The sequence below is a fragment of the Pseudohalocynthiibacter sp. F2068 genome, assembly GCF_023015645.1.
In the GTDB taxonomy this organism is placed as follows: Bacteria; Pseudomonadota; Alphaproteobacteria; order Rhodobacterales; family Rhodobacteraceae; genus Pseudohalocynthiibacter; species Pseudohalocynthiibacter aestuariivivens.
The window spans coordinates 176,648-201,843 of the sequence record NZ_JALKAK010000003.1 but is presented as its reverse complement, the minus strand read 5'-3'; the positions used below and the strand labels follow the sequence as shown (position 1 = coordinate 201,843).

The window sequence follows — 25,196 nt, the reverse complement described above, 5'->3', positions numbered from 1 at the left end:
GCAGACAGCCCCCCACCTTGGTCTTGCGCTCATGCCTGAATATGCCCCGCTGGATCTGCCCGAAGACGGCAAACTCACCCATAACATCACGCATTTCGCGCGGGCGTTACGGGCTGCCGGGCTCAAGGCGGGTCCCGGTCGGGTGATCGACGCGATCCGCGCTGTCCAAGCAACCGGTTTCAGCACACAAGTTGATTTCTATTGGGCGCTCCACGCCTGTTTTGTCTCAAAACCCGAAGAGCGCGCTGTTTTCCACCAGATTTTCAGGCTCTACTGGCGCGACCCCCGCTATCTTGAACATATGATGGCGATGTTGTTGCCCGCTGTGCGCGGAGTGCAGGAAGAACGTGCCGCAAAATCTGCAGAGCGCCGCGCCGCAGAAGCGCTGCTTGACGGAGTGGAAAGAGACGTCCCTGATTTGCCCGAGAGCGAAGAAGAGGGAAGCGAGATTGAAATCGACGCAACCCTCACAATGTCTGCCGAAGAACGGTTGCGCAGCCTTGACTTTGAGCAGATGAGCACCGCCGAAATGGCAGAAGCAAAACGCATGCTCGCGCGTCTGAAACTGCCGATGCGTCCGATGGTATCGCGCAGGACTGCGCCGAATGCCCTTGGCAAACGCGCTGACTGGCGCGGCACAATGCGCTTGGCCATGCGACGCGGCGGCGAGATTGAACGCCTCGCCTGGAAAAAACCTAAAACACGTTGGCCAAACCTTGTGGTGCTCTGTGATATCTCCGGGTCAATGTCTTCCTACTCCCGTGCGGTGCTGCACTTCCTGCACGCCGTCGCCAATCAAAAGGGTGCGGGGTGGGCCAAGGTCTTTGGATTTACATTTGGAACCCGGCTGACAAATATCACCCGGCATTTGCGTCAGAAAGATGTGGACGCAGCGCTTACCGCCGCCGGGTCAGAGGCGCAGGACTGGGAAGGCGGCACACGTATCGGCGCCTGCCTTCATAGTTTTAATCGCGACTGGTCGCGCAGGGTGTTGGGACAAGGTGCTGTTGTTTTGTTGATCACAGACGGGCTTGACCGGGATGCGCCGGAGGAACTGACCAAAGAAATGCAGCGGTTGCATCTCTCTGCGCGCCGCCTGATTTGGCTTAACCCCTTGCTGCGCTGGCAGGGTTTCGCTCCAAAAGCGCGGGGCATCATGGCGATGCTGCCGCATGTCGACAGTTTTCGCGCGGGCCACAACATCGCGTCACTTGAAGCTTTGGCTGAAGCGATTTCAAGAACCGACGATACTGGTGAAAAGGAGCGTCTTTTGGCAGCGCTTCAGGAATGACCAGAGCAACGTTTTAACCGCAGGAATCGGGTCGGAACCTGTTTCAATTTGATCCAAGTAAGAGGCAGAAACAATAAATGGAGACGATGATGCCCCTTACATACCAGCCTTATGACAGCGATTGGGTCGCCGCAATTCGTAGTGGTGCTCCGGATGCAAATGGTCAGCCTGCTGAGCGCAGTATCTCAGACGGGGGCGGCAACCCATGCCGTCACTGTCTTGATGAAATCCCAAAAGGGGCCCCGATGCTGATTTGTGCCGCGCGCCCCTTTCCCGAACTGCAGCCTTACGCGGAAGCCGGTCCGATCTTTCTGTGTGCGGATGCGTGCGTTGCGTACAGCGGAACCTCACAACCGCCGGTTCTGAAAAACCGGTCAGAATGCCTGTTGAAAGCCTATGGTTCCAATAATCGTATTATCTATGGCTCCGGGCGGATAACTCCGACGTCAGAGGTGGAGAGTTATTGCGAAACTCTTTTTTCTGATGAAAAGGTTGCTTATGTTGATGTTCGCTCTGCTACGAATAATTGTTTCACATTTAGGATAACACGCAGGAATGACCCTTCATCACGATGATATTCCGGAAACAGCACTGGCCTGGCATCGCGGGGGGCAGGGTGCTGTTCTGGCGACTGTGATTGAAACATGGGGCTCGGCGCCGCGACCCGTGGGCAGCCAACTGGTAATCAGTGGCTCGGCTGAAATTGCCGGGTCAGTTTCCGGGGGGTGTGTTGAAGGTGCTGTCATTGTCGAGGCACAAGAGGCGCTGGAGCAGAGTGAAACGCGCATTCTGGAGTTTGGCGTTAGTGATGAAACTGCCTTTGAAGTGGGTTTGGCCTGTGGTGGCAGGATTCGGATTTTGCTGGAACCTGTCGGGAAAGTCTTGCCAGAGCAACTGCTTGAAGATCTTGTCCGGCGCCGCGCCGCACGCATCCCGGTCGCCTATGTTGTTAACACTGAAACTTGGAAACGCAGACTTGCCGGGCGAGATGACGGCGCATTGGGAGTTGAGTTTGCAACGCGGTTCCGCAGTGACAGGTCGGGTTTCGAAGACGAGGTGTTTATCGCAATCCATAACCCACCGTTGCGTATGGCGGTGATTGGTGCGGTTCATATCGCACAGCCGCTAATGCAAATGGCACGACTTGCCGGATATGACGCGGTGCTGATCGACCCGCGCCCGATTTTTGGCTCAAACACGCGTTTCCCGGGCGAGGTGATCCTTGATGATTGGCCGGATGAGGCCCTGGCCGCGCGCGGGCTGGACAGTCGAACAGCCGTTGTGACACTGACGCACGATCCAAAATTGGATGATCCTGCGATCATGGCGGCCCTGAATTCTGATGTGTTCTATCTTGGCAGTCTCGGCTCAAAACGCACGCATGGCAAAAGGGTCGACCGGCTGCTTACGGCGGGATTCTCAGACGAACAAATCGGGCGCATTCATGCGCCTGTCGGCCTTGATATTGGTGCGAAATCGCCAAGCGAGATTGCGATCTCGATCATGGCTGAAATTACACAACGCCTGAGGCAAGGCTAATGCGGTTTGGCCCTGTGCCCCTTGATCAGGCCGAAGGTACGGTGCTTGCACATTCGGTGAAATTACCATCTGGACGGCTTCGAAAAGGTGCTGTTCTTGATGTGGAGCAGGTTGCGTCGCTCCGCGCTGCCGGAATTGAGAGCGTGATTGTCGCTGAATTGTCACCCGATGACGTTGATGAAAACAGCGCTGCGGCAGAGCTTGCACATGCGTTAGCACCGGACCCGGCGGCGCTCAACCTGCGTTTGTCCGAGGCTTTTACAGGGCGGGTAAATGTTTATGCGACTGTGCCGGGTATTGTTGAAATTGACGCAGAGGCCGTTCATGCGGCGAACAGGGTCGAGCCGATGATTACCCTTGCAACGGTTTCCCCGCTCCAGCGCACGAAACCGAATGGAATGGTCGCAACCGTCAAAATAATTGCCTATGGGGTAGAAAAGCGAGCGTTGGCGCAGGCTGCGAAGGGATTGGAGGGCGCAATTCGCGTGCGGCCAGCGGTTTACAAAAACGCGAGCCTGATCCTGACAGAGCTGAACAACGCACCAGAGAAAGAAGATAGTAAAGGACAACGCGCGATTGCTGCGAGGCTAACAGCACTTGGAACTGATCTTTGCGAAACCCGGATTTGTAAGCATGATACGAATTCGATTGCGACGGCCATCGCAGAGGCAACAGGCGATGTCATCTTGTTGCTGACAGCGTCTGCGACCTCGGACAACGCCGATGTGGCCCCTGAAGGTCTGCGCCGAGCCGGTGGGCATGTTACACGGTTTGGGATGCCCGTCGATCCTGGCAACCTGTTGTTTCTGGGTGCTTTTGGGAACCATCCTGTTATCGGGCTGCCGGGGTGCGCGCGTGCGCCTGCGTTGAACGGTGCCGATTGGGTGCTGGAGCGTATATGTTGCGGGCTTGATGTGAGCGATGACGACATTGCACGCATGGGTGTCGGTGGCTTGCTGAAAGAGATTCCGACCCGCCCGCAGCCCCGGGACCCAAAGCAATCACGATAAAATTAGACTGAAGGGTCAAGAAACGGTTCTCAACGGCGTTTTGTCGTGCTTTACTCCTGTCAAACATATCAATCTGGGAGGATCGAATGACCGAGGTCAAAATGACCGTGAACGGTAAGGCCGTTTCCGGTACCGTCGAAGGACGCACGCTTTTATCACAATTTTTGCGAGAAGACCTGGAGATGACCGGGACTCACATTGGGTGCGACACCTCTCAATGCGGAGCCTGTGTTGTGCATGTTGATGGGCAAGCCGTTAAATCCTGCGCGATGTTCGCCGCCGAAGCAGATGGGGCCGAAGTGACCACCATTGAAGGCATGGCGAATGCCGATGGGTCGCTTTCCACATTACAGCAAGCGTTTCAGGACCATCACGGGTTGCAGTGCGGGTTCTGTACGCCGGGCATGGTTATGTCGGCAGCGGCATTGCTTGCGGAGAATCCTAAACCAAGCGAAGCAGAGATTCGTCACTATCTTGAAGGTAATATTTGCCGGTGTACCGGCTACCATAACATTGTGAAGGCTATTCAGGCTGCATCTGGTCAGGACGTAGCAATCGCCGCGGAATAAGCCAATGTCTGTGCGATTGATACGCGTAGATTTTGGATATTTATAGAATAAAGAAAGGGAGTGGTTCGCAAGAGAACCCCCCTTTGTTCAGGGAGGAAAACATGCCAAAAGACGGAGGCATCGGTGCCAGCACAAAGCGGCGCGAAGACGTGCGGTTCTTGACCGGGAGTGGTCATTATACCGACGATATAAATTTACACGGACAGGCCTATGTTCACTTCCTGCGTTCAGAAGTTGCGCATGGAGAACTCAAAGGGGTCGACACATCCGCCGCTGAAGCGATGGATGGGGTCGTCCGGATTTTCACCGGGGCGGATTTTGAGGGTATTGGTGGACTGCCCTGTGGCTGGCAGATCACTGACCGGTTTGGCGAAGTGATGCAGGAGCCGGCGCATCCGGTTCTGGCACAGGGCAAGGTACGCCATGTGGGCGATCCGATTGCCGCCGTTGTTGCGGAAAGCCCCGAGGCAGCACGCGATGCAGCCGAAGCGATTGTGGTCGATATCAAAGAACTGCCTGCCGTGATCGATATGAAAGAGGCAGTCGCAAACAGCGATATCAAGGTGCATGATGATTTGACGTCAAACCTTTGTTATGACTGGGGATTCGTTGAGGAAAACCGCGACGCCGTGGATGAGGCAATTAAGAATGCCCATCACGTGACAACGTTAGAGTTGAAAAACCAGCGTCTTGTAGCAAATCCGATGGAACCGCGTGTTGCGGTGGGGGAATACAGTGCCGGAACGGGCGACTATACGCTTTACACAACCAGCCAGAACCCGCATGTGATCCGGCTTCTGATGGGCGCTTTCGTGCTTGGCATTCCCGAGCATAAACTGCGTGTCGTGGCCCCTGATGTTGGCGGCGGATTCGGCTCTAAAATCTTTCACTACGCGGAAGAGGCGTTTTGTACCTTTGCAGCAAAAGCGGTCCGGCGCCCGGTGAAGTGGACGGCAAGCCGCTCAGAAGCATTTATCTCGGATGCACAGGGTCGGGATCATGTGACCAAGATCGAACTGGCGCTGGATAAAGACGGGCATTTCCTGGCATTGCGGACAGATACCTATGCCAACATGGGTGCATATCTTTCAACCTTCGCGCCGTCTGTTCCAACCTGGCTGCATGGCACGCTGATGGCGGGGAACTACAAGACACCGCTGATTTACGTGAATGTGAAGGCAGTTTTTACCAACACAGTGCCTGTTGATGCGTATCGCGGGGCAGGACGACCAGAGGCGACGTTTCAGTTGGAACGTGTCATCGACAAAGCAGCGCGTGAAATGGGGATCGACCCGATTGCGCTGCGTCGCAAGAATTTTGTTACTGAATTTCCTTATGCAACGCCTGTTGCGGTGGAATATGACACAGGCGACTATGAGGCGACGATGGCCAAGCTGGAAGAGATCGCTGATCTCAAAGGCTTTGAAAAACGCCGCGCTGCGAGTGCCGAAAAGGGAATGTTACGTGGTCTTGGCGTCAACTGCTATATCGAGGCTTGCGGTATCGCACCGTCAAACCTTGTTGGTCAGCTTGGCGCGCGCGCCGGGCTGTATGAAAGTGCGACCGTGCGAGTGAACGCGACTGGCGGCCTTGTTGTCATGACAGGCAGCCACAGTCACGGGCAGGGGCATGAAACCTCTTTTGCGCAGGTGATTTCAGACATGATCGGGGTCGATGCCGACATGGTCGAGATCGTGCATGGAGATACCTCGAAGGTGCCGATGGGCATGGGGACTTATGGTTCGCGTTCCATCGCAGTTGGTGGCTCTGCAATGGTGCGGGCGACAGAAAAGATCATCGCCAAGGCCAAGAAGATTGCGGCCCACCTGATGGAGGCTTCTGACAGCGATATTGAACTGAAAGATGGTCAGTTTACCGTCGCGGGCACGGATAAATCCGTAGCCTGGGGGGATGTGACGCTGGCGGCCTACGTTCCGCACAACTATCCGCTTGAGGATATTGAGCCGGGGCTTGAGGAAACCGCGTTTTACGACCCGGCGAACTTTACTTACCCTGCAGGAGCTTACTCCTGTGAGGTAGAGGTTGACCCGGACACTGGCAAGGTGACGATTGCAAGCTTTGCTGCGGCTGACGACTTTGGCAACATTGTTAACCCGATGATCGTTGATGGTCAGGTTCACGGTGGTATCGGGCAGGGCATTGGTCAGGCGTTGCTTGAAAACACGGTCTATGATGAAAACGGTCAGCTCCTGACGGGTTCATATATGGACTATGCAATGCCACGTGCGGATGATCTGCCGTCGTTTTCCGTAGATCACAGTTGCCAGACGCCTTGTACTCACAACCCGCTGGGTGTGAAGGGCTGTGGAGAGGCGGGTGCAATCGGTTCACCCCCTGCGGTGGTCAACGCCGTGGTCGATGCGCTGCAGCGCGCGGGCCACACCAATGTTACCCATATTGATATGCCACTCAGCCCGTCCCGGGTCTGGGCTGCGATGAATTCCTGAGGAGGATTGAGCCATGTATGCTTTTAACATTGAACGACCCTCTACCATTGCCGGTGCAGTCGACGCTTTGGCCAAGGATGAGGCGCAGGCGCTGGGCGGTGGGCAAACGCTGATCCCAACGCTGAAACAACGTCTGGCTTCGCCAGATACGCTGGTGAGTTTGACGGGTATTCCCGAGATGCAGGGCATCTGTACGGCTGACGACGGTGCACTTTGCATCGGCGGGGCGACAAGCCATGCAGCCGTTGCTGCGGGGGCGTCGGCCTATCCGGCACTTGCTGCGCTTGCGGGTGGCGTGGGTGATCCTGCTGTGCGCAACAGGGGAACGATTGGCGGCTCGCTCGCCAATAATGACCCGTCGGCGTGCTATCCTTCGGCGGTCCTTGCTTCTGATGCAACCATTGTGACCAATGCACGTGAAATTGCAGCGGATGACTTTTTCGATGGCTTGTTTGCGACTGCACTGGATGAGGGGGAAATCATCACTGAAGTCCGTTTTCCAGTTCCCGAGGCCGCGAACTATCAGAAGTTCCTGCAGCCCGCATCGCGGTTTGCGCTGGTTGGTGTTTTTGTTGCGAAATATGCAGACGGTGTGCGTGTTGCCGTGACCGGGGCATCCGAAGACGGTGTCTTTCGCTGGTCAGACGCAGAGGCAGCGCTTTCCGGAAACTTCAGTGCGAGTGCTCTTGCTGAACTTTCGGTCCCTGCAGATGGTATGATTGCTGATTTGCATGGATCTGCCGAGTATCGCGCGCATTTGGTTAAGGTGATGACAGGGCGTGCCGTTTCGGCCGCCTGATAGCGTCACATAAAGTTGAAGGCCGCAGTAGCAGTGCTGCGGCCTTTCTTGTGGAAGTCATGTTAATACACGTTTAGGTTGTGGTGATAATTTCGCCAATAACGTGAGTATGAAAATGATAATCGATATATGGAAAAGCTTTCGCAGATTACCCGGGTGGGTGCAAATCTGGCTGGCATTTATTCTGGCCCCGCTCAATATGGTAAGTCTCGCATTTCTTTCAGAGCCGCGGGGGATGCTGATCGCAGTGTTGGCCATTGTGGTCGGCATGATGCCCAACTTTTACATCATGGCAAGAGAGCGCGGCTTTTCCAGAGCAATGGCATTTTCCCACATTGTTGGCTGGACTCCTCTGATCTGGATTTTGTGGACGACAATCAGATCCGATTCAATTGTAGGCGAATATCAAACCTATCTTTGGGCGTTGCTTTTCATAAATGTAATTTCACTGGCATTCGACTATGTTGATGCTTGGAGATGGATCAAAGGTGATCGTGCGATTGCATAAACAAAAATGCCCCTGCGAAAGCGGGGGCATTTGCGTTTTTACTCGTTGAGTCGTTTTTCAGAACGAAAAGCGTTACTTCGGCAGTGGCCCGATCATCATGATCATCTGCCGGCCTTCCATTTTTGGCATGTTTTCGACTTTGCCAATGTCTTTGGTGTCTTCTGCGACGCGTTCCAACAGTTCACGGCCAAGGTTTTGGTGCGCCATTTCACGCCCGCGAAAGCGGAGTGAAATTTTCACCTTGTCGCCGTTGTTTAAAAAACGAAAAACGTTCCGCATTTTCACATCGTAATCATTGGTGTCCGTGTTCGGGCGGAACTTCACCTCTTTGATTTCAATGATCTTTTGCTTTTTGCGCGCTTCAGATTCACGTTTTTGCTGTTCGTATTTGAACTTGCCAAAATCCATGATCTTGACCACGGGCGGCACCGCATTGGGCGAGATTTCGACCAGGTCAAGCCCAGCTTCTTCTGCCAGCACCATGCCCCTGGCGGGGGATACGACTCCGACGTTTTCGCCATCGGCGCCAATTAGCCGGATTTCAGTACCCTTGATATTTTCATTTACGCGGGGGCCAGTTTCACGCACCGGTGGGGCGTTGTGGGGTCTGCGAGCTATAACAAATTTCCTTCAACAGTTGTGCAATGCTGTGCGGGAAACTAGACGGCAAACCCCGCCAATTCAAGCCGATAACAGCAAAAGATGAGCAAACAGCCGCCAGTTTCCCCCTAGCATGCTTTCCCTATCCGCAGTCATCTGTCATAGCACGCGTTAATGAGCACGTTTTAAATACGGAAAGGAATATTGTGATGAACAAAATATGGATCATTCTTGCCTTGCTCGCAGTCGTAGCAATTGGCGGCTATGCATTTAACCAAAGCCAGACTGCAGAGGAAGAACCAACCGTTGAAACACCTGCTGTCGCGGATGATGCTGCTGAAGCAGAAGAAACAAGCGACGTTGCGGAAGCTGTTGAAAACGCGGTTGAATCTGCAAGCGAAGTTGTGTCTGAGGCTGCGGAAGAAGCTGTCGACCAAGCGGAAGAAGCAGCTACAGACGCCGTTCAAGGCGTTATCGAATCTATTACAGAGTAAGGAATAAAGTAATGAATAAGACTTGGATTATCGCGGCTTTGCTCGCGGCTGCGGGTGTTGGCGGATACGCTTATTATCAAAGCAACGCGCCAGTTAGTGAAGTTATGGAGAGCGATTCTGGCGAAGTTGAAACGCCAGCCGCGCTGGAAGAAGCGTCTGAAGCTGCGGGAGAAGCGGTGGAAACTGTGACCGAGTCGGTGACCGAAGCGGTCGAGGAACCGACTGAAGCTGTTGAAACGACGACCGAGGCTGTGACTGAAACCGCAACAGAGGCGGTAGAGACTGCAACCGAAACCGTGACAGAAACAGCTACGGAAGCTGCTGAAACCGCCACCGAGGCAGTGACTGACACAACTACAGAGGCAGCGGTGGAAATGGCAACCGAGCCCATGGTTGATGCCGCACTGACAGCAGAAGGTTTTGACGCCGCGAAAGTCATTGAAATGATTGATGGGTCCGACCTTGGCGTCATCCAGAAAACCACGATGTCAGCCCTAGTCGAACAAGCATCTGAGGACCCTGATCTTGTCGAGTCAGTCCTGACACAAGTGAAAGAGGCGTTGGGTCTCTGACCCGACTCCTCTAAAGTGGCGCTTTGAATTTCAACGTGTCATGCAGACAAAAAGTCCCAACCAATGCCTGTCGCGGAAATCGCGGCAGGCAATTTTTTCGTAAATGATTGGAATCCGTAAGGCTGAAGTATCGATGTGGTTTCGAAAAACTTTCTCACACACGCAAGTCTATCAGTCCGCACCAAAACAAAGCACTTCCACTTACTGTTATCCATCTGACAGGTGGGCAAGATCGAGAAGGTTCTCACGAATTTCCTTGCTATAGAGAACCTGAAACTGAAGATACATTTGTTGATCGAATAGCGGGTGGTCAAAATAGCTTTGCTGGGTGCATTCGTGCAAGCGATCGAAAATGATAAGGTGCTCAGCACTCTTTGTATCGCCATCCTGTTCAAAAGAGAGTGCCGCGCCCATAAACCCTGGATACGCCAGAGCCCAGCCATCTTTCGGGCCACCCACAAGATTTTGCAATGATCGATTACCGGCTGGGTCAGGCACCAAATCTGGTATCGTCCTAGCCACCCCATCGTTTCTTGAAGCTGGCAATAAGTCCGCCGCTGCTTGCCACGCCTGATCACATTCCAGAGTAGGCCTCATATGGCGAGTTTCAGGAAATAGCGGTGGGCACGCGTCATTTGCGGATCTGCAGACCTCAAAGAACTTTTTTCTTCCATAGGAGCTTGCCGGATCCAGTGCCAAACCAGTTTTGAGATGCCTTGATGCCTCCTGATGTCGCTTTTCCCGATGGAGCACGTAGCCTAGGAATTCGGGGAACCACGCCGCTTCCGGATAATCTGCCATCAATTGTTTGGCGCGCGCTTCCATCTCTGCAATGCGCCCCAGACGCCACAACATTTGCAGATGGTGCTGGTGGTTGAATCTGCTGGACGGATTGAGAGAAATAGCAATTTCAATTGCGTCTAACGCAGCTTGATATTCATCCATTTCACCAAGGGCATCACTTAGCCACTGTCAATAGAGATCGTCATCCGGCACCAGTTCCGTGGAACGCTCAAAGTCCTTTGCGGCATTCGGCCAGTCTTCTAAAGAAAACGATGCCCGACCTCGAAAATGGTATAGTCTGGCGCGGTTTGTATCACTGAGGTCGGAAGTCGACAATAACTCCGAACAGGCAGGTATTGCGGCCTCCGGATTTTGCTTCGCAGATCTACAGATATTGTATTCTGCAGTTGTTTGATCCCGTTGAGTATAAAACAGCAAACCAGCAAAAATAAGGAATATTATCGCCAGAGCCAGAAACAGAAATTTGGATGAGCTGCCTGTCATGGATTTAGCCTGTTTTTATTACTTGGTGTTTTTTTGTTCACACCGCTCTGCTCGGCAGAGCAAGCAAATCAGCTAATGCGAATAAATCCATTAAGTCACACAACCTAAAGAAATGTAAAGACCCCGTCTAACCATTTCACAGCGCCGCTATCCTTTCGGTATATTAAGTTGTTATCCGCTGATGAGTTAGATCAGCGCGTTACAGCCGACTAGACTGTTCCTGTGTGCCACAACACGAAAAGCCCCGGAATAAAACCGGGGCTTTGCTTTTCTAACTCGTCTGGTTTTTATCCGACGAAGGCTTTTTCGACCACGTATTCCTTGGGGTCGGAATTCGCGCCTTCCCGCAGTCCGGCGGCTTCCAGAATTTCCTTGATGTCATTGTTCAGGCCGAGCGACCCACAGACCATCGCGCGGTCCGTTTCCGGGTTTAGCGGCGGAATGCCAAGATCCTCAAAGACCTGACCTGATTTCAAAAGTTCGGTAATCCGGCCCATCTTCGGGCTCTCTTCGCGCGTGGTTGTCGGGTAATACTTTAGCTTGTCCCCGACGAGTTCGCCGATTAGCGGGTCGTCACGCAGGCTTTCGACCAACTGGCGGCCATATTCCAATTCCGCAACTTCGCGGCAGGTATGCGTCAGGATAACTTCGTCATAATTTTCATAGGTTTCAGGGTCGCGGATCAGCGACGCGAAAGGTGCGATACCGGTGCCGGTCGCAAAGAAGTAAAGCCGTTTTCCGGGCAGCAGTGCATCATGCACTAGCGTTCCAACCGGCTTGGGTCGCAGAATAATCTCATCCCCGGGCTGGATGTGTTGCAGGCGTGATGTCAGCGGGCCATCCTGCACCTTGATCGAATAAAACTCCAGCTCTTCATCCCAGCTTGGCGAGGCGATGGAATAAGCGCGCAGCAAAGGGCGGCCATTTTCACCCATAAGGCCAATCATCACGAATTCGCCCGAACGGAACCGCAGGCTTTGCGGACGCGACACACGAAAGGAAAACAGTCTGTCGGTCCAATGTTTAACAGACGTCACGGTCTGAGCGTCGGGCAGGGTGGGTACGGCTTTTACCGGGGCGGCGTCATTCACTGTTACATGCTCGTTCATAATTTACGCGGGACTGCGCCCCGCCCTCTGTCTGGGGAGATATAAGATTTTGTTTTGCTCAGGTCTAGGTCCGCAACCGCGACTGATAGTCATGGGCACGCCAGTCCGCACGGAACTGCCACTGATCCTCTGGCTGACGTGCGGCAAGGTCTTCGCTGATTTCAACTTCGTCAAAGCCAGCGCGCCGCGCCATTGCATATTGATCTGCGATGACATGGCCACGGGCGCGCAAACGACCGTGAAACCCCATCATGCGCAGACGCCGGGCAATGGTAAAACCACGACCGTCGGCGAAGCTTGGGAAATCCACCCGTATCATATCGATATGGGACAGATGTGGTTTCAAAGCTTCGGGTTCCGCGTCAGAGTCCAGATCAACGGCCAAGGCAGGCGGTGTGTTTGCGGGCAGTTCCTCAAGGCGGAAAAAGCCATTAGCCCAATCTTCGGTCTGAAACCCGGTATCTGTTACAAGTGTCGTCATCATGATGCTCCTACGGGCAGGGGGCCGGGTACCATTTTGCCATTTACAAAATGGATGCCGCATTCGATTTTTTCTTCGCCGCGCCAGCGCCCGGCGCGCGGGTCTTCGCCTTCGTTTACCGGTGATGTGCAGGGCGCACATCCGATCGAAGGGTAACCTTTTGCAACCAGCGGATGGCGCGGCAGGCGATTGTTTTCCATATAGTCGCGCACATCATCGCGTGTCCAATGGGCAAGCGGGTTTACCTTGATGCGCTTATTTTCTTCGTTTTCAAAGAAGTCGAGCGCAGCGCGGGTGTCAGACTGAAACCTTTTGCGTCCCGTGATCCAGGCATCAAACCCTGAGAGGGCCTTTTGCAAGGGTGCGAATTTGCGCAATGCACAACAAGCATCTGTGTCATGCTGATGCAATGTTCCGGCCGGATCAAGGCGATTCACGTCCACTTGTGTTGCACGAACAATCCGTACGTCTGTAAGCTTCAACCGCTCTGTAATCTCAAGTTGATAGTCGAGCGTTTCTTCAAACAGCATCTCGGTGTCGATAAACAAAACGGGCGTGGTTCGATCCATGATCGAAATCATATGCAACAGCACGACTGACTCCGCCCCGAAGGACGAAACCAAGCCAATTTGTCCAACAAATGGGTCGCTAAGTGCGCGTTCCAGAACCGAGGTTGCCCCGTGGTGCTGGTACCGTACATTTAGCTGCTCCACCCGCTCATTGACGGTTAGGTGTAGCGTTTCATGCCGCATTTTTCTTGATTGCCTCCGGGTAGAGCACAGCCTTGAATGGGCCGGCACCTAAGCGTTTGTAGGTCTGAAGGAAGGGTTCTTCAGCATCAAGACGCATGTCCAGATATCCAAGCACCAACCGTTCTATTGCTGGTACGATCTCGTCATAGGCGAAACCGGGACCGGCACGTTCGCCGATGGCGGCGTTTTCTGTACCATCGCCGCCAAGCGTGATCTGGTAGTTTTCCACGCCGGCACGGTCGAGCCCAAGAATGCCGATATGACCAACATGGTGGTGGCCACAGGCATTGATACAGCCAGAGATTTTGATTTTCAGTTCGCCGATATCATGCTCGAGCTTCAACTCGTCAAAACGGGTTGCGATTTGCTGGGCAACGGGAATTGAGCGTGCGGTCGCAAGGGCACAGTAATCCATGCCGGGGCAGGCGATGATGTCAGAGATCAGCCCGATATTTGCGGTCGCGAGACCCACCTCTTTCAGTGAGGCATAGATTGCCGGCAGGTCTTTCTTGTGAACATGCGGCAGGATCACGTTTTGCTCGTGGCTGATACGCAGTTCATTATGCCCATATTGTTCGGCAAGATCGGCCATCACGCGCATCTGATCAGAAGTTGCATCGCCCGGTGTCTGACCATGCGCCTTGATCGAAATTGTGACGATCGCGTAGTCAGGGTTTTTATGCGCACTCAGATTGGTATCAGACCATGACCGGAAAGCCGGGTTGGTGTCGCGCGCGGTTTGATATTGAGCAGTTGGGCCGCTGACGAATTCAGGTGCTGCAAAGTGGCGCTCGATCTCGGCAAGATGTTCCTGATCAACCCCGGAAAACTCTGGGCGAATTTGTGTGAACCGTGCGTCAACAAGCTCGCGTATTTTATCAAGCCCGTTTTCGTGAACAGTGATCTTGATGCGTGCTTTGTATTTGTTGTCGCGACGACCTAAGAGGTTGTAAACACTTACAATTGCCTCGCAGTATGGTAACAGGTCTGCCTTTGGCAGGAATTCACGAAGCACTTTGCCAACCATCGGGGTACGGCCAAGGCCGCCACCAACAATGACTTCAAAACCGGGCTCTCCCGCCTCATTGCGCACCATGCGCAGGCCAATATCATGCGCGCGCGTCACAGCGCGATCTGTCGGGCTGCCAGATACGGCGATTTTGAACTTGCGCGGCAGGAACTGGAATTCAGGGTGATCCGTTGACCATTGGCGCAGCAGTTCCGCGATTGGACGCGGATCTTCGATTTCATCAGCAGATGCACCTGCAAAATGGTCAGCGGTTACGTTGCGGATTGTGTTCCCGGATGTCTGGATCGCGTGCATTTCAACGTCAGCCAGTGCGTCAAGCATATCCGGCACATCCGACAGTTTTGGCCAGTTGTACTGGATATTCTGGCGGGTAGTGAAATGGCCATAGCCTTTGTCCCAGCGGTCAGCAAGATAGGCAAGCTGGCGCATTTTAGCGGAATCAAGCGTGCCATAAGGAATGGCCACCCGCAGCATATAGGCGTGAAGCTGTAGATAGAGACCATTCATCAGGCGCAGGGGCTTGAATTCATCCTCGGTTAGCGATCCGTCAACGCGACGTTCGACCTGCAAGCGGAACTGGGCATTACGAGAGCGAACAAATGCTTCGTCAAAGTCGTTATACTTATACATTGGTTTGCTCCGACTGTTTGCCATGCTGATAGTTTGAAGGTCCGCGAGAGCGGAAATCTTCACGGAAGTGGATTGGGGCCGGGCCATTCGGGCCAAGCTTTGCGTCCGCCAGATAGGCACCCACAACTCGTTCCTGTTGTGCTTCGGCAAAGCCCAGGCGGATCGCGGCGCGTGCCTCATCTGTGATGAACTCAGCGTCGCTGTGGTTGCGAGACCAGTCACCGTTTTCGGTCAGGTAGATAACATCACCTTCAACAAGGTGGTTCGCTGTTACGATTTTAGGGGCGAAGTTTTGGCTCATAGGCTCAGAACCTTTTTATCAAATGTGTCAGCAAGGGCGAGCGCCGCCCGGGGCGCGAGGCCATATAGGGTCAGGGCGGGGCCGGTCAGACTTGCCTCGGTCAATGCGTTGCCAAGCTCTGAAAGAACTGTTAAAACAATGCGTTGCGTTGGGCGAGAGGCATTTTCGATAACGGTTATGGGCGTGTTTGGTGCAGCGCCATGCATCATCAGGCGACCCTGAATGAACCGGGCTGACTTTTTACCCATGTAAATCGCGGCGACTTCGCCGGTTTGGGCAAGCGCACGCCAGTCCTGTTCGGCAAAACCCTTCATGTCGTGACCTGTCAGGAAGCGAACTTCGCTGTTGCGGCCACGTTTGGTCAGGCTTTGCCCAATGCCTGCAACTGCGGCAGAGGCAGCGGTGATGCCGGGTACGATGCGCCAGCTAACGTTTGCGGCATCAAGTGCGTCTATTTCTTCGTCAAGACGGCCAAATATGGTGGGATCACCTGATTTCAGCCGTACAACATGCGCACCGTTTTGTGCATGTTCAATCAAAAGCGCGTTGATTTCTTCCTGAGTGGCGGAAGGCCCAAAACCTTCTTTTCCGACATTCAGCAAAATCGCTTCGCGGCGGGCGAGCTCCAGAATTTCCGGGGCAACGAGACGGTCATATACAACCACATCTGCTGCATCCAGCGCCTTGCGCGCCTTAAGAGTCAGTAACTCCGGATCACCGGGGCCAGCACCCACGAGATCAACATGACCAGGCTGTTCAGAGCGGCTCAGATGATCTTTCAGCAAGCTATCAAGTGTTGGACGAAGACTTTCGACACCATCAGCTTCTAGCGCGGCAGTTCCCGTCTTGAAATAATAGTCAGCCCAGAATTCGCGACGTTTGCGTCCCATTGGAAGGGCTTCAACCTTGTGACGGAATGCTTTGCCGATACGCGCGAGCATGCCCAGAACAGGAGAGAGTTTTTCTTCGAGATCAGCTTTGATAGCGCGTGCAAGCACTGGGGCTGCGCCTTCGGTGCCGATTGCAATCGTAACCGGATCGCGGTCAACAATGGCAGGGGTGATAAACTGGCTATCATTCAGATTGTCTACGATGTTTACCAATGCCCCTTCATCTTCCGCTATCGCGGCGACGCGGGCGTCCTCGGCTGCATCCTCGTTTGCTGCATAGAACAAAACAGATCTGGCTGTGTCTCCAGCCCGAAATGGCCGATCTTTCAGTGAAAGCTTGCCAGAGGCGGCCCAGTTCTTGATTTCTTCAGCAGGGTTTGTGGCAAAAACCGAAATGTGTGCTTCTGTTTTTAGCAACAGGCGCAGCTTCGCAATTGCCGCTTCGCCACCGCCAGATACGGTGATTTTGCGGCCCTCGACTGCCATAAAGATCGGGAAATGTTTCATCCACTGCGCCTTTGCGTTTCGTTTCTGTCCTTGATATAGGATATTTTCCCGTTTATGGGCTAGTCTCAGCAATGAATAAGGACGTTTGTTCTGGCTATTGTCGAAATAGGAACACCTGTTCTAAAAGTTGGAAGGAAGCGGTATGTCTGTTCGTCTGGATGATGTAGATCGGAAGATCCTAAAGGAATTGCAAAGCGATGCGGGGCAATCTCTGGACGAAATTGCGCGCAAAGTCGGCTCTTCCAAGACACCTGTGTGGAACCGAATCCGCAAATTGCGGGATGCTGGCGTTATCGGACAGCAGACGGTGCTGCTCGACGCCGAGGCGCTTGGGTTTGAGGCTTGTTTTTTCGTTTTGATCCGAACATCAGAACATGAAGCGGAGTGGCAGAAAAAGTTTCTGAAAGCTTTGCAAGACAGACCCGAAGTGCAAGAAGCTCACAGGCTGGCCGGGGATATTGATTATATCCTGAAGGTGCGTGTGGCGAATGCGCGGGCATATGATGTGTTTTATCAGGCACTTATCGCCGAGGTGCGGATTTACAATGTGACGGCCTTGCTTTCGATGGAAGAGCTGAAATCAACAACGATGCTTCCGATTTGATCGTAGCCTAGCGCGATACCATAAGGGTTTTCAAACCGTGAAAGTGATAGAGGTTTGCGTATAACGCAGGCTCAGTCATGGTCAGTTGGGGGCAGCGTGAAAACAGGATGGGTATGGCAATCTGCAATTCCAACCGAGCGAGCGGCGCGCCGACACAAAAGTGAACCCCGGCCCCGAAAGAAGTGTGAGGTTTTACAGCTCGGCTTACGTCAAAACGGGCCGCATTTTCAAAGGCGGCATCATCGCGGTTGGCAGAGGCGAGAAGTAATCCAACTTCGTCACCCGCCTTGAAGGAATGGCCGAACAGTTCTTCTGCGTCTTCATATGCCCAGCGTGTGAACATATGAAGCGGTGGGTCAAAGCGCAAAATCTCCTCTACCGTTCTTTCAATGTTTTCAGATGAATAAGCATCTGAACGAGTGTTGTGTTCCAAAAGCGCCTTTACACCGTTGCCAAGCGTATGCACCGTTGCTTCATGCCCCGCGTTCAGAAGCAGGATGCAGGTTGTAATCAGCTCGTCTGTTGTCAGTTTTTGCCCCACTTCCTCGGCTGCAATCAGGCTGGTTATCAGATCATCACGCGGGGATTTTCGCCGCTCTTCAACATATGACCGCATGAAGCTGACAAAAGCTTCGGTCGCAGCCACCGCAGCAAACTCATCCTCTCTTGTGCGGCGTGCCTGATACATTGTGACCATTGCGTTGGACCAGCGCAAAAGTTCGCTGCCCATCTCTTCCGGTATGCCCAAAAGGCGGCAAATGACGATGACAGGGAGCTTCTGCGCAAATTGAGGTAGCAGATCAAACTCCTCTGCTGGAAAAACATCAATCAACTGATGGCACAGGGTTTCTATTTCAGGCGCAAGCGTCTGAATACGTCGTGATGTGAACGCGCGCAGTACCAGCGAACGCAGGCGCGTGTGACGCGCACCTTCAAGTTCCAGCATCGAATGCGCTTCAACCGCATAAAATGGTTCCAGATGTTGCGGAATCTCAGGGCGCTTGTCTTGGGGAATTTCGCGCCCGAACCGCCGGTCGCGCAGTAACGCGTTTACGGCGTCGTAGCTGGTTGCGCAGGGCAACGAATAGTCGTCCCACCAAATCAACTCACCGGCCGCACGACCCCGTTCATAAAACGCGTAAGGGTTCTGAACAAACGCGGCGTCTGTCGGAGATTGCGAAAACCGTTGCACGGGGACCTTTCTGTTTCGGATCGAGTTTTTCGAAAGACGCTGGTCTTTGCAAGACGGGCTGCATAAACTTTCCTCGTATCCGGAATGCCTTAAAGGGGAATTCATGCCGCGCCGCCTGCTGGCTGTATTGGGATTTATAGTTGCCGTCTCGGTTTTTGCCGGTGGGGTCTGGTGGTTTGCCTACACCTCTGGGCTGCAACAGGTTGCTGACCGGGGTCGTGCAGACCTGTCCTCGGCGGCAGAACGGCTCGTTGGTCAGCTGGAACGGTTTCGCCAGGTGGCGGTCCTGATGGCGGACCACCCGATATTGGTCGCCCTTGCACAAGGCGCGGGCGAAAGGGACAGGGCAAGCGCCCTTTTGTTGCAAACAGCCGACCAAAGCGGATCGCTTGAAATTTCGTTCTTGTCACGCAGCGGGTGGGTTTTGGCGTCGTCAGACAAGACCGCGATTGGGTTGAACCTGTCAAACACCGCCGAATTTAAACGGGCCATGCAGGGTGCGCTTGGTGTTGAACACGCGCAGGTTGGAAATGGCCAGCGGCGCGCGTTTGCTTTCGCAGCACCGGTGTTTGACGCTGGTTTTCCGGCGGGTGCGGTTGTCGTGCGCGTCGACATGGAAACCGTCGAGGAATCAGATTGGCGCGGTGATCCACAGGCCATCTTTTTTACGGATGATCAGGGAGTTATCTTTGTCGCAAACCGATCAGAGTTGTTGTTTCGTACGCGGGATTTGATGCCGGAGATACGCTATAATCAGGATGCTCTGCAGCCATTCATTCGATATCAGGAAAGGCAGATTAGCGGGCTTTCGGTTTGGTCGCTTGATGCTGGTCGGTACTTGCCCAAGCGCGCATTGCATCTGGTGCAGCCTCTTCCAGTGATTGGCATGACTGGTGAAGCCCTTGTCGATACCGCCCCGGCCGAACGAATTGCGACATTGCAGGCGGCTGTTGCCGGTGCGCTTTGCCTTGCATTTGGTGCGTTTTTGTTTTGGGCGACAGAGCGGCGGCGCACCCTGGCAATTGCCAATGCAGAACTTGAAACCCGTGTTGCGGAACGTACGGAAGAACTGGTTTCCGTCAACCAAAGCCTGCGTCACGAGATTGCAGAACGGGAAGAAGCCGAAGCCGCGTTGAAAAAGGCACAGGCCGATCTGGTTCAAGCGGGCAAACTTTCGGCCCTTGGTCAAATGTCTGCGGGAATCAGCCACGAACTTAACCAGCCCCTAATGGCAATCCGAAGCTTTTCAGAGAATGCCGAGGTCTTCCTTGAGCGCAACAAACCAGACGTCGCACGCCAGAACCTTTCCCGTATTTCAGAACTGGCGCGGCGCATGGGACGGATCATAAAAAACCTGCGCGCTTTTGCGCGGCAGGAAAACGAGCCGATTTCTGATGTGGATATTTGTGCTGTAGTGCAAGCTGTGCTCGAACTTTCAGAGGCGCGGATTGCACAGGGAAACGTAAAGTTGGACTGGGCCGCGCCAGACCACCCCGTATTTGTGCGCGGGGGCGACGTTCGTTTGCAACAGGTGGTGATGAATCTGGTCTCAAACGCGATGGATGCCATGAGCGCAACATCTGAAAAGCGCCTGGAACTCTTTTTAGAGCAAGAGGACGGCAAAGTTTTGCTGCACGTGCGGGATACAGGCCCGGGCATTGATGATCCTGAAAAGATTTTTGACCCGTTCTATTCCACCAAAGAGGTTGGCCAATCCGAAGGCATGGGGTTGGGTTTGTCCATATCCTACGGATTGGTGCAAAGCTTTGGGGGTGCAATCCGTGGGCGCAACCACCCGGAACGTGGCGCCATTTTCACCGTTGAACTGACGTCTGCCAGGCTAGAGGAGGCGGCATGACACATCGCGTCTTATTGGTTGATGATGATGTGAATGTGCGCGATGCGCTTGGCCAGACACTGGAACTCGCTGATCTAAGCACCATTCCGGCAGGCAGTTATATCGAAGCAAAGGATCATATTGTTCCTGATTTTGACGGTGTGATTGTCACCGATGTGAGAATGCCCGGAAAAGACGGGTTTCACTTGCTTGAATACGCACAAGAGGTTGACCCGGACTTGCCCGTGATTTTGCTGACAGGCGAGGGGGACATTCCAATGGCGGTCAAAGGCATTTCCGCTGGCGCCTTTGGGTTTTTGGAAAAACCATGTGCGCCAAAAGACCTGCTTTCGGTGGTCGAAAAGGCGCTGAAGACGCGCGCGCTCGTTCTTGAAAACCGGAGACTGAGACGTCAATTGGAAACGGGCGATGCGGCCTCGCGCATGTTGTTTGGCATATCGCCGCAAGCCGAAGATTTGCGCACGCGCGTAAGGTCTGTCGCGCACTCCTCTGCCGAAGTTCTGGTCTACGGAGAGCCCGGCACAGGAACGTCAAAGGTGGCGGAAGTTATCCATTTATTGTCTGCGGCATCCATGCGGCCGTTTCAAAAAGTCTCTGCGGCGTCGTTGTCTCCGGAAACGCTGGGACAGGCTTTTGAGGCTGCGGGAGATGGCTCCTTATTCATTGACGAAGCTGCGGCATTGACGCCAGCAACGCAGTTTGCGCTGCTGGAAAACCTTGAAACAGAGAAATCCACCCGCGTGATCGCAGCAACCTATCGTGATTTACAGGCAGAAGCCCTGGCTGGGCGGTTTAACCCGGACCTCTACTATAAGCTTGAGGTTATGAGCGTTCGAATTCCAGCGATCCGCGAGCGCGCAGAAGATATACCGGTCTTGTTTCGGCACTATGTCGCGATTGCTTGCGAGCAAGCGGCACTGCCACTGCCCGAAATCACGCCCGAAGTTATTTCCCGCCTTATGGCGCAAGACTGGCCCGGGAATGCCCGCGCCCTGATGAACGAAGCTATGCGGTTTGCAATGGGCCTTTCGGAAGGGGAAGAAGTGGAAGAAATAGGCTTTGCGGAACAGATGGCAAAGGTCGAAAGATCCCTTTTGGTCGAAGCGCTCAGGAAACAGCAGGGAAACGCATCAAAGGCGGCCCGCGCCCTGAAACTGCCGCGAAAAACCTTTTACGATAAACTTTCAAAGCATGGGATTCGCGCAGAATTTTACCGTTAGGGATTGTGCGGAAAACCACACAATCTACGCTTCTGCCTGTGTGAAATACCGCCAGTTCGATTGCCCGACGTGGCAAGTCCGAAAGAGGTATGTTGCGTAAAATGCTGATATATAGCTATAAATACAGATAAGCATGAGCGTATGAGGTTTTTCTTGAGCGACCAACGCTCAACCGCTCTTATTTCAACAGATGCACCAGAGGGGTGCGTTGTCAGAATTTTTTGGATCAATCTGGGAGGAAACCAAGATGAAATTCCTAACCGCTGCTGCAACCGCTGTGGCACTTACATTCACCGCACAGGCAGCATTTGCATCATGCGAAGACGGTGAGATCGTTATCAAGTTTGCCCACGTGACAAACACCGACCGCCACCCCAAAGGCATTGCGGCCGCACTTTTAGAGTCGCGCGTCAATGAGGAAATGAACGGCGTTGCCTGTATGGAGGTATTCCCGAACTCAACCCTTTATGACGATAATAAAGTTCTGGAAGCCATGCTTCAGGGCGATGTGCAGCTTGCAGCACCTTCCTTGTCAAAATTCGAGGCGTTCACCCGTCGGTTCCGCATTTTTGACCTGCCCTTCATGTTTACAAACATTGAAGCGGTTGATGCGTTTCAGGCTTCAGATTCTGGGCAGGCGATGCTTGATTCAATGCAGCGCCGCGGTCTTCAGGGCTTGGCGTTCTGGCACAATGGCATGAAGCAAATGTCAGCGAACGTACCACTTGTTGCACCCACAGATGCAAACGGTTTGAAATTCCGGGTGCAATCCTCTGATGTTCTTGTCGCACAGATGGAAGCAATCGGCGGCAGCCCTCAGAAAATGGCCTTCTCCGAAGTTTACGGTGCGCTGCAACAAGGCGTTGTTGATGGGCAGGAAAACACCTGGTCCAATATCTTCGGCAAAAAGTTCTTCGAGGTGCAGGATGGTATCACTGAAACCAACCACGGCATCATCGACTATCTGGTCGTGACGTCGACCGAATGGGTTGACAGCCTTGATCCTGCCGTGCGTGATCAGTTCATGACTATTCTTCATGAGGTAACAGAAGTGCGCAACGCAGAGTCCTATGCTGTTAATCAGGCATCCCGACAGTCTGTTCTTGATGCTGGCGGAGTTATTCGTGAGCTGTCGCCAGAACAACGTCAGGCATGGGTCGATGTGATGAAACCCGTCTGGGCTCAGTTTGCAGAGGACGTGGGTCAGGAAAACATCGACGCCGCTCAGGCTATCAATGCAAACCTGAACTAAGAAAGATCGGCGCGGCTCTAACAGGGGCCGCGCCTTTTTTGAGATATAGGGGGGAGTATCATGCATCCGAAACCGGGTGAAACTTTTGTCGACAAGATAGAAGAAACGCTTATCTCGATTCTTCTGGGTGCAATGACACTGATTACTTTTGCCAATGTCATCGCGCGATACGGTTTCAATTCAAATATTCTCTGGGCGCTCGAGATGACGGTGTTCTTGTTTGGCTGGCTTGTCCTCTTGGGCGCATCCTACGCAGTCAAAAAAGGTGCGCACCTTGGTGTTGATGCAATCATCAACATACTTTCACCAGGCACCAGGCGGCTGTTGGCATTGATCTCTGTCGCGGTCTGCATCGCCTTTAGCGTGATGTTATTGAAGGGCGCCTGGGATTACTGGGCAAACTTTGCCAACCTGCCCGGTACCACGGGCCGCTGGTTCCCGACCGGCTTTGAAGACATGCGCCCAACCAGCTATCGCGGCTGGTATGAAGTGAACGATATTCCACACCCCGGTTTTCTCGGCTGGATGGAAGGCGCGTTCAACGAAGGCGAATCCTACAACAAATTACCGCGCATGATACCCTACGCTGTTCTGCCGCTTTCAATGGCGCTGCTTTTGTATCGGTTCATTCAAGTTGCGCTTTCGATTTGGAGCGGGAAGATGGATCGACTTGTCGCCAGCCACGAGGTTGAAGACGAGATTCAGGAAATTCGTGAGCAGCTGGGGGATGAAGACTGATGGATGTCGTATTACTCTTTGTCATGGTGATCGGCTTTATGCTGATCGGTGTGCCGATCTCGGTTTCGCTTGGGATGTCGTCTGTTCTTTTCCTGTTATGGTTCTCTGACAGTTCGCTCGCCTCTGTTGCGCAAACTTTGTTCAGTGCTTTTGAGGGTCATTTCACCCTGCTCGCCATTCCATTCTTTATTCTTGCGTCGTCGTTTATGTCGACAGGCGGGGTTGCGCAGCGGATCATCCGGTTCTCGATCGCCTGTGTTGGGCATTTCCAGGGTGGTCTTGCAATCGCCGGGGTTTTTGCCTGTATGATGTTTGCTGCTTTGTCCGGGTCTTCCCCGGCGACGGTGGTCGCCATTGGTTCGATCGTGATCGCAGCGATGCGACAGGCGGGCTATTCCAAGGAATTTGCGGCAGGTGTTATCTGCAATGCCGGTACTCTGGGTATCCTGATCCCGCCATCGATTGTGATGGTGGTTTACGCTGCCGCTGTTGAAGTTTCCGTCGGACGAATGTTTCTGGCCGGGGTGATACCGGGTATCCTTGCTGGTCTCATGCTGATGATCGCAATCTATGTGATGGCACGCGTCAAGAACATGCCCAGTGGTGAGTGGGCTGGCTGGGGCGAAGTGTTTGATTCCTTCCGCGATGCGGGCTGGGGCCTTTTGCTGATTGTTATCATTATGGTCGGGATTTACGGTATTCCCGGTGTGACGGGCGCGATCTTTACACCGACCGAAGCGGCGGCTGTCGCCTCTGTCTACGCGTTCTTTGTCGCAAGTTTCATCTATCGCGATATGGGGCCGCTCGCAGCGAAGGGCGACAATGGAAAGATCAGCATTCTGCGCAAACCTATTGCTGTGGTGACGGCGTTTTTCCATCACGACACAAAGCGCACATTGTTTGAGGCCGGCAAGCTGACCGTCACGCTGATGTTTGTCATCGCGAACGCGCTCATCCTGAAACATGTTCTGACCGAGGAGCAAATTCCGCAACACGTTGCAAACGCGATGCTGTCTGCAGGCTTTGGTCCGATAATGTTTCTGGTGGTTGTTAACGTTATTTTGCTGATTGGCGGGCAGTTTATGGAGCCATCGGGCCTTTTGGTGATTGTTGCGCCGCTCGTGTTTCCCATTGCCATTCAGCTTGGGATTGATCCAATCCATCTTGGGATCATCATGGTGGTCAATATGGAAATCGGGATGATCACACCACCGGTTGGTCTGAACCTGTTCGTGACGTCTGGTGTGGCTGGCATGCCGATGATGAGTGTGGTGAAGGCGGCGCTGCCGTTCCTTGCTGTGCTCTTCGTCTTCCTGATCATGATTACCTATATCCCGTTCCTGTCGACGTTCTTGCCGAACATGATGATGGGGCCGGAAATCATCATGCAGTAGGGGTGACGTTTAACGACACCTCCTCACCAAGAAATTAATAACGGGCCGCTGCATCATGCAGCGGCCCGTTATCTTTTGGCGGTTTTGTGTTTCAGTTAAAT

Annotated in this window: 26 protein-coding genes; 16 read left to right on the top strand and 10 right to left on the bottom strand. The window is 53.6% G+C overall.

The features are described 5' to 3' along the window. Positions 1-31: 31 nt before the first annotated feature. From MWU63_RS05395 to MWU63_RS05360, 8 genes are all read left to right on the top strand, one after another. Positions 32-1,291 (top strand): VWA domain-containing protein, encoded by a 1,260-nt coding sequence (locus tag MWU63_RS05395; protein ID WP_213888338.1) that lies wholly within the window; start codon positions 32-34, stop codon positions 1,289-1,291. Positions 1,292-1,368: 77 nt separating this feature from the next. Next, entirely contained in the window at positions 1,369-1,866 is a 498-nt protein-coding gene (locus MWU63_RS05390; protein WP_348646214.1) for a DUF1203 domain-containing protein, read from the top strand. Next, complete coding sequence (locus MWU63_RS05385; RefSeq protein WP_213888337.1) at positions 1,847-2,830, top strand: XdhC family protein; 984 nt, start codon at positions 1,847-1,849, stop codon at positions 2,828-2,830. The genes MWU63_RS05390 and MWU63_RS05385 overlap by 20 nt, the downstream gene beginning before the upstream one ends. Beyond that, the gene (locus MWU63_RS05380; protein ID WP_213888336.1) at positions 2,830-3,840 is read left to right on the top strand and encodes a molybdopterin-binding protein; all 1,011 of its coding nucleotides are present in this window, start codon (positions 2,830-2,832) and stop codon (positions 3,838-3,840) included. Before MWU63_RS05385 ends, MWU63_RS05380 begins: the two co-directional genes overlap by 1 nt. An 86-nt stretch (positions 3,841-3,926) precedes the next feature. After that, entirely contained in the window at positions 3,927-4,409 is a 483-nt protein-coding gene (locus MWU63_RS05375) for a (2Fe-2S)-binding protein (protein ID WP_213888335.1), read from the top strand. Between the two features lie 101 nt (positions 4,410-4,510). Next, the gene (locus MWU63_RS05370) at positions 4,511-6,877 is read left to right on the top strand and encodes a xanthine dehydrogenase family protein molybdopterin-binding subunit (RefSeq protein WP_213888334.1); all 2,367 of its coding nucleotides are present in this window, start codon (positions 4,511-4,513) and stop codon (positions 6,875-6,877) included. Positions 6,878-6,890: 13 nt separating this feature from the next. After that, complete coding sequence (locus tag MWU63_RS05365; protein ID WP_213888333.1) at positions 6,891-7,676, top strand: xanthine dehydrogenase family protein subunit M; 786 nt, start codon at positions 6,891-6,893, stop codon at positions 7,674-7,676. Positions 7,677-7,791: 115 nt separating this feature from the next. Beyond that, positions 7,792-8,184 (top strand): hypothetical protein, encoded by a 393-nt coding sequence (locus MWU63_RS05360; RefSeq protein WP_213888332.1) that lies wholly within the window; start codon positions 7,792-7,794, stop codon positions 8,182-8,184. A gap of 72 nt (positions 8,185-8,256) precedes the next feature. Here the strand turns inward: MWU63_RS05360 and infC are convergent, their stop codons facing one another. Then, positions 8,257-8,772, bottom strand: coding sequence for a translation initiation factor IF-3 (gene infC / locus MWU63_RS05355; RefSeq protein ID WP_247077176.1), 516 nt, complete (start codon positions 8,770-8,772; stop codon positions 8,257-8,259). A gap of 221 nt (positions 8,773-8,993) precedes the next feature. Here infC and MWU63_RS05350 point away from each other — a divergent pair, with 221 nt between their 5' ends. Both MWU63_RS05350 and MWU63_RS05345 read left to right on the top strand, forming a co-directional pair. Beyond that, complete coding sequence (locus MWU63_RS05350) at positions 8,994-9,278, top strand: hypothetical protein (RefSeq protein WP_213888331.1); 285 nt, start codon at positions 8,994-8,996, stop codon at positions 9,276-9,278. A gap of 11 nt (positions 9,279-9,289) precedes the next feature. Next, positions 9,290-9,850 carry a hypothetical protein gene (locus MWU63_RS05345; protein WP_213888330.1) on the top strand — a complete coding sequence of 187 codons (561 nt, stop codon included), beginning with the start codon at positions 9,290-9,292 and terminating at the stop codon, positions 9,848-9,850. A gap of 207 nt (positions 9,851-10,057) precedes the next feature. Here the strand turns inward: MWU63_RS05345 and MWU63_RS05340 are convergent, their stop codons facing one another. The 8 genes from MWU63_RS05340 to cysG form a co-directional block, all read right to left on the bottom strand. After that, a complete protein-coding gene (locus MWU63_RS05340) occupies positions 10,058-10,795 on the bottom strand; it encodes a hypothetical protein (protein ID WP_247077174.1) in 738 nt (245 codons plus the stop codon). Between the two features lie 27 nt (positions 10,796-10,822). Beyond that, on the bottom strand, positions 10,823-11,137 hold the full coding sequence (locus tag MWU63_RS05335) for a hypothetical protein (protein WP_213888328.1): 315 nt from the start codon (positions 11,135-11,137) through the stop codon (positions 10,823-10,825). 287 nt (positions 11,138-11,424) lie between these two features. Continuing rightward, positions 11,425-12,246 (bottom strand): ferredoxin--NADP reductase, encoded by an 822-nt coding sequence (locus tag MWU63_RS05330; RefSeq protein ID WP_213888327.1) that lies wholly within the window; start codon positions 12,244-12,246, stop codon positions 11,425-11,427. A gap of 64 nt (positions 12,247-12,310) precedes the next feature. Further along, positions 12,311-12,727, bottom strand: coding sequence for a DUF934 domain-containing protein (locus MWU63_RS05325; protein ID WP_213888326.1), 417 nt, complete (start codon positions 12,725-12,727; stop codon positions 12,311-12,313). Next, positions 12,727-13,479, bottom strand: a complete 753-nt coding sequence (locus MWU63_RS05320) for a phosphoadenylyl-sulfate reductase (RefSeq protein WP_213888325.1) — start codon at positions 13,477-13,479, stop codon at positions 12,727-12,729. Before MWU63_RS05320 ends, MWU63_RS05325 begins: the two co-directional genes overlap by 1 nt. Continuing rightward, positions 13,469-15,139 carry a nitrite/sulfite reductase gene (locus MWU63_RS05315; protein WP_213888324.1) on the bottom strand — a complete coding sequence of 557 codons (1,671 nt, stop codon included), beginning with the start codon at positions 15,137-15,139 and terminating at the stop codon, positions 13,469-13,471. The genes MWU63_RS05320 and MWU63_RS05315 overlap by 11 nt, the downstream gene beginning before the upstream one ends. After that, positions 15,132-15,440, bottom strand: a complete 309-nt coding sequence (locus MWU63_RS05310) for a DUF2849 domain-containing protein (RefSeq protein WP_213888323.1) — start codon at positions 15,438-15,440, stop codon at positions 15,132-15,134. Before MWU63_RS05310 ends, MWU63_RS05315 begins: the two co-directional genes overlap by 8 nt. Further along, positions 15,437-16,837 (bottom strand): siroheme synthase CysG, encoded by a 1,401-nt coding sequence (cysG, locus tag MWU63_RS05305; RefSeq protein ID WP_213888322.1) that lies wholly within the window; start codon positions 16,835-16,837, stop codon positions 15,437-15,439. The genes MWU63_RS05310 and cysG overlap by 4 nt, the downstream gene beginning before the upstream one ends. Before the next feature lie 142 nt (positions 16,838-16,979). Between cysG and MWU63_RS05300 the strand changes: the two genes are divergently transcribed. Next, entirely contained in the window at positions 16,980-17,441 is a 462-nt protein-coding gene (locus MWU63_RS05300; RefSeq protein ID WP_213888321.1) for an Lrp/AsnC family transcriptional regulator, read from the top strand. 7 nt (positions 17,442-17,448) lie between these two features. Here the strand turns inward: MWU63_RS05300 and MWU63_RS05295 are convergent, their stop codons facing one another. Beyond that, positions 17,449-18,633, bottom strand: coding sequence for a cytochrome P450 (locus tag MWU63_RS05295; RefSeq protein WP_213888320.1), 1,185 nt, complete (start codon positions 18,631-18,633; stop codon positions 17,449-17,451). A gap of 103 nt (positions 18,634-18,736) precedes the next feature. Here MWU63_RS05295 and MWU63_RS05290 point away from each other — a divergent pair, with 103 nt between their 5' ends. The 5 genes from MWU63_RS05290 to MWU63_RS05270 all read left to right on the top strand — a co-directional run bounded on the left by MWU63_RS05290 (position 18,737) and on the right by MWU63_RS05270 (position 25,095). After that, positions 18,737-20,491: an ATP-binding protein gene (locus MWU63_RS05290; RefSeq protein WP_213888319.1), complete on the top strand. Its 1,755-nt coding sequence runs from the start codon at positions 18,737-18,739 to the stop codon at positions 20,489-20,491. Next, positions 20,488-21,711, top strand: coding sequence for a sigma-54 dependent transcriptional regulator (locus tag MWU63_RS05285; protein ID WP_213888318.1), 1,224 nt, complete (start codon positions 20,488-20,490; stop codon positions 21,709-21,711). Before MWU63_RS05290 ends, MWU63_RS05285 begins: the two co-directional genes overlap by 4 nt. A gap of 247 nt (positions 21,712-21,958) precedes the next feature. Continuing rightward, the gene (locus MWU63_RS05280) at positions 21,959-22,963 is read left to right on the top strand and encodes a DctP family TRAP transporter solute-binding subunit (protein ID WP_213888317.1); all 1,005 of its coding nucleotides are present in this window, start codon (positions 21,959-21,961) and stop codon (positions 22,961-22,963) included. A gap of 60 nt (positions 22,964-23,023) precedes the next feature. Then, positions 23,024-23,701: a TRAP transporter small permease gene (locus MWU63_RS05275; protein WP_213888316.1), complete on the top strand. Its 678-nt coding sequence runs from the start codon at positions 23,024-23,026 to the stop codon at positions 23,699-23,701. Further along, positions 23,701-25,095 carry a TRAP transporter large permease gene (locus tag MWU63_RS05270; RefSeq protein WP_213888315.1) on the top strand — a complete coding sequence of 465 codons (1,395 nt, stop codon included), beginning with the start codon at positions 23,701-23,703 and terminating at the stop codon, positions 25,093-25,095. Before MWU63_RS05275 ends, MWU63_RS05270 begins: the two co-directional genes overlap by 1 nt. Positions 25,096-25,196: the final 101 nt, after the last annotated feature.

Excerpts from the sequence above, each read along its gene's own strand:
- MWU63_RS05300 (WP_213888321.1), top strand. The coding sequence starts at position 16,980 with ATGTCTGTTCGTCTGGATGATGTAGATCGGAAGATCCTAAAGGAATTG.
- MWU63_RS05360 (WP_213888332.1), top strand. The coding sequence starts at position 7,792 with ATGATAATCGATATATGGAAAAGCTTTCGCAGATTACCCGGGTGGGTG.
- MWU63_RS05375 (WP_213888335.1), top strand. The coding sequence starts at position 3,927 with ATGACCGAGGTCAAAATGACCGTGAACGGTAAGGCCGTTTCCGGTACC.
- MWU63_RS05345 (WP_213888330.1), top strand. The coding sequence starts at position 9,290 with ATGAATAAGACTTGGATTATCGCGGCTTTGCTCGCGGCTGCGGGTGTT.
- MWU63_RS05325 (WP_213888326.1), bottom strand. The coding sequence starts at position 12,727 with ATGACGACACTTGTAACAGATACCGGGTTTCAGACCGAAGATTGGGCT.
- MWU63_RS05280 (WP_213888317.1), top strand. The coding sequence starts at position 21,959 with ATGAAATTCCTAACCGCTGCTGCAACCGCTGTGGCACTTACATTCACC.
- MWU63_RS05290 (WP_213888319.1), top strand. The coding sequence starts at position 18,737 with ATGCCGCGCCGCCTGCTGGCTGTATTGGGATTTATAGTTGCCGTCTCG.
- MWU63_RS05310 (WP_213888323.1), bottom strand. The coding sequence starts at position 15,440 with ATGAGCCAAAACTTCGCCCCTAAAATCGTAACAGCGAACCACCTTGTT.
- MWU63_RS05340 (WP_247077174.1), bottom strand. The coding sequence starts at position 10,795 with ATGGATGAATATCAAGCTGCGTTAGACGCAATTGAAATTGCTATTTCT.
- MWU63_RS05385 (WP_213888337.1), top strand. The coding sequence starts at position 1,847 with ATGACCCTTCATCACGATGATATTCCGGAAACAGCACTGGCCTGGCAT.
- MWU63_RS05350 (WP_213888331.1), top strand. The coding sequence starts at position 8,994 with ATGAACAAAATATGGATCATTCTTGCCTTGCTCGCAGTCGTAGCAATT.
- MWU63_RS05380 (WP_213888336.1), top strand. The coding sequence starts at position 2,830 with ATGCGGTTTGGCCCTGTGCCCCTTGATCAGGCCGAAGGTACGGTGCTT.
- MWU63_RS05335 (WP_213888328.1), bottom strand. The coding sequence starts at position 11,137 with ATGACAGGCAGCTCATCCAAATTTCTGTTTCTGGCTCTGGCGATAATA.
- MWU63_RS05365 (WP_213888333.1), top strand. The coding sequence starts at position 6,891 with ATGTATGCTTTTAACATTGAACGACCCTCTACCATTGCCGGTGCAGTC.
- MWU63_RS05395 (WP_213888338.1), top strand. The coding sequence starts at position 32 with ATGCCTGAATATGCCCCGCTGGATCTGCCCGAAGACGGCAAACTCACC.
- MWU63_RS05275 (WP_213888316.1), top strand. The coding sequence starts at position 23,024 with ATGCATCCGAAACCGGGTGAAACTTTTGTCGACAAGATAGAAGAAACG.
- MWU63_RS05370 (WP_213888334.1), top strand. The coding sequence starts at position 4,511 with ATGCCAAAAGACGGAGGCATCGGTGCCAGCACAAAGCGGCGCGAAGAC.
- MWU63_RS05315 (WP_213888324.1), bottom strand. The coding sequence starts at position 15,139 with ATGTATAAGTATAACGACTTTGACGAAGCATTTGTTCGCTCTCGTAAT.
- MWU63_RS05330 (WP_213888327.1), bottom strand. The coding sequence starts at position 12,246 with ATGAACGAGCATGTAACAGTGAATGACGCCGCCCCGGTAAAAGCCGTA.
- cysG (WP_213888322.1), bottom strand. The coding sequence starts at position 16,837 with ATGAAACATTTCCCGATCTTTATGGCAGTCGAGGGCCGCAAAATCACC.
- MWU63_RS05285 (WP_213888318.1), top strand. The coding sequence starts at position 20,488 with ATGACACATCGCGTCTTATTGGTTGATGATGATGTGAATGTGCGCGAT.
- MWU63_RS05270 (WP_213888315.1), top strand. The coding sequence starts at position 23,701 with ATGGATGTCGTATTACTCTTTGTCATGGTGATCGGCTTTATGCTGATC.
- MWU63_RS05390 (WP_348646214.1), top strand. The coding sequence starts at position 1,369 with ATGGAGACGATGATGCCCCTTACATACCAGCCTTATGACAGCGATTGG.
- MWU63_RS05320 (WP_213888325.1), bottom strand. The coding sequence starts at position 13,479 with ATGCGGCATGAAACGCTACACCTAACCGTCAATGAGCGGGTGGAGCAG.